Annotated in this window: 1 pseudogene; it reads right to left on the bottom strand. The window is 42.0% G+C overall.

The window, feature by feature from the left end:
- Window positions 1-426: pseudogene (locus HC175_RS19165) on the bottom strand (T9SS type A sorting domain-containing protein); the annotation flags it as partial.

Here is a 426-nt window from a genome sequence, read left to right as displayed (position 1 = left end):
ATTGTCATTATTCGACCATTTTGAGATCTGCTCCCAACTCTGTCCACTGTTTGTAGAACGAAAAAGGTCGATCCCACCGGCATAAACAATATTATCATTAGTAGGGTCTGCCTCGATCATGAGATTATAAAAAGCCTGGTCGCGGGCGAAATCGTCTGCAGGAATATCAAGATCTGCATCATTGGGTTCATTTAGTGGAATAATCGAGCTAAAAGCATCTGTGGTGATCCACATTTCGGCCTCTTCAGAAAGGCCTTCAGAAAGAATATAAAATTTCTCTGCATTTAATGGAGATGCTTCGATCTCGGTTCTGTAGACATTGGGAATGGTGGTGATCAAATTCCATAAGGTGTTCTCTCCTTTTTCTCTTTTAAAGATCATTCCTCCCCGTGAATTTTCCACTCCGGGAGAATAGGTAGTGGCTAC

The organism is Salinimicrobium oceani (genome assembly GCF_012037645.1).
This window is presented reverse-complemented; position numbering and strand designations above follow the sequence as displayed.